Below are 2,132 nucleotides of genomic sequence, written 5' to 3'. Positions count from 1 at the left end.
CGGCGATCTCCCGGTAAACCCTGGCCTGGGGGCCTTCGGGGTCGGAGACCACTACCGGCGTGCCGGCATCGGAGGTCTCCCGTATGGCGATCGTCAGGGGAACCTCGCCCAGGAAGGGCACGCCGATCTTTTCAGCCTCGGCCTTCGCGCCGCCATGGCCGAAAATGTCGTAGCGCGCGCCGGTGTCGGGCGCGATGAAATAGCTCATGTTCTCGACGATGCCGAGGACCGGCACCTCGACCTTCCTGAACATGTTGAGGCCCTTGCGGGCATCGATGAGCGCCAGATCCTGCGGCGTCGAGACAACGACCGCGCCGGAAAGCGGTACCTGCTGGGCCATGGTCAGCTGGGCATCGCCCGTGCCGGGCGGCATGTCGACCACCAGCACGTCCAGATCGCCCCAGGCGACTTCACGCAGCATCTGCATCAGCGCCGACTGGACCATAGGGCCGCGCCAGATCATCGCGGTTCCCTCATCGACCAGGAAGCCCATCGACATCGCCTTGATGCCGTAGTTTTCCATCGGCACGATGATGCGGTTCTCGATCTGCTGCGGGCGTCCGGCGATGCCGAGAAGCCGCGGCATGGACGGGCCATAAACGTCGGCGTCGAGAATGCCGACCTTCAGACCGTTGGCCTTCATCGCCAAGGCCAGATTGACGGCCGTCGTCGACTTGCCGACGCCGCCCTTGCCGGAAGCGACCGCAATGATCGCCGATATGCCGGGGATGTTCTGTTTGGCCGGCCGCTGCGGCGCGCCGGCCGCCGGGCCATGAGCATGGGCATGGGGCCGGGCGGGCGCCGCCGACGGGGCGCCCGGCTTCTTTTCCGCCGTAAGGCTGACGAGAGCCCCCTTCACGCCCGGCATGGACTTGACGGCACGCTCGGCCGCCTGGCGCAAGGGCTCCAGTTCGCGGGCGCGCTCAGCCGGAACGGTGATGGAAAAATAGACCTTGCCATCGGAAATGAAGACATCCGACACCATGCCGAGTTCGACGATGTTGCGTTCGAGATCCGGGCCGCGAACGGTCTTCAGGGTTTCCAGAACCTGGTCTCTGGTGAGTGCGGTCATGCCATCCTCTTTCGAATTCTCATAAAGCGTAGATAGTCGACCACGCGACCTTCGCCAACCGGCAAACGGCGCGGCATACGCAAAAGAGGATGCGGCAGATGCGCCCGGGTATCGCTCGAAACGGAAAAGCCGCCGTCGAAGGATGCCTGACCATGACATCTACGACAGCGGCTTGTCCTTGCAGCACCTTTTGTGGGTGCCTTGCAGCGTCCCCTCTGGACTTGCCTATTGCAATGCAGAAACCGTGCCAGTTTTTATGCGCGGTAAATTTCACATAAATTTCATGTAGATAACACAAGAACGACAGGCATGGCCGAAAATGCGACCCCGTTGGAATATGCCTGCCGAATGTGCGCCGGCGTGATGCATGGCACAAAAATGCAGCAGTCATTCCACGGTCTCTTGCGCCAGATAGGCTTCGATCCGGTCCGGATCGAAGATCCTGCAATCGAAGAAGCCATCCGGCCCGAGCATCAGTCTGCCTTTCGAGACGCCGACATATTGCGGGGCGGCCAGCGCTCCCTCCACCTTCAGATTGGCGCCGGGCAATGGCGCGAAGACGGGCTTCAGCGCATTCCTGTAGATATCCGGGCGATAGCTGTCACGGGCAACGGCGGCGTTGAGGTCCGTGTGGCGACAGTCACCCCATCGGACCATCTGGCTGTAGAACCACAGCGCGTGGCTCTGCCAGGGGAAGGTCGCGGCACGGCCTTCGAAAAGCAGCAGGTCGCCGACCTCCACCACCTCACCCGGCGCAATCGCCAACAGACCGGTGAGGCCGGGAAGCAGCAATTCGCCGTCCAGCGCCAGATACTGCCGCGCAGCGAGAATTCCGGCGAGTTCCTCTATATTGGCCGCGTTCGAGCACCATTGAGCGGCGCGGTAGAGGGCGCGCACCAGCGCCTCCAGCGCCAGCCGATTGTCCTCGCTCCACCGCTGCGACATGCCGAGCACCTTGCCGGGACTGGAGGCCCAGAGCGCCGACTTCACGGTAACAATCCGCCCCTGATCGCGTGCGACGATGCGGCTGTTCCAGGGCTCGGCGAGGCAGCATCCGTCG

General features: G+C 63.3%; 2 protein-coding genes. Both read right to left on the bottom strand.

Features of this window, described 5'->3' with window-relative positions; translation table 11 throughout:
• Nucleotides 1-1,072: Mrp/NBP35 family ATP-binding protein (locus ACE3PP_RS20980; protein ID WP_374385261.1), on the bottom strand; the 1,072-nt coding region annotated here is incomplete at its 3' end.
• A gap of 387 nt (nucleotides 1,073-1,459) precedes the next feature.
• Nucleotides 1,460-2,132: ABC transporter substrate-binding protein (locus tag ACE3PP_RS20975; protein ID WP_374385260.1), on the bottom strand; the 673-nt coding region annotated here is incomplete at its 5' end.

Source organism: Dongia sp. (assembly GCF_041910485.1).
Lineage (GTDB): Bacteria > Pseudomonadota > Alphaproteobacteria > Dongiales > Dongiaceae > Dongia.
Note: the sequence above shows the minus strand (reverse complement) of the source record. Positions and strands in the feature narration are given on the sequence as shown.